Source organism: Neisseria sp. HMSC067H09 (genome assembly GCF_001814135.1).
Taxonomy (GTDB): Bacteria; Pseudomonadota; Gammaproteobacteria; order Burkholderiales; family Neisseriaceae; genus Neisseria.
On the sequence record NZ_KV814915.1, the window covers coordinates 1 to 213 of the forward strand.

General features: G+C 59.6%; 1 pseudogene. It reads left to right on the plus strand.

From position 1 onward, the window contains the following. Positions 1-213, plus strand: a pseudogene (locus tag HMPREF2954_RS06965) (hypothetical protein); the annotation flags it as partial.

A 213-nucleotide genomic window follows, 5' to 3' on the forward strand; every position in this document is an offset into this window, starting at 1 on the left:
GTATCAAGTTCTTCCATACCAACGACGGCGAAGTGAACCCCGACGTACAGGCACGCAACAGCGAAGACTCCAGCGCGAGCGGCGCATACGCCACGGCAGTCGGCTTCCAAGCCGCCTCCAAAGGCACCAACGCCATCGCCATCGGTAAAGGTGCCAAAGCCAACGCCGAGAACACCATTGCCATCGGTACCGGCAACATCGTCAGCGGCAAAA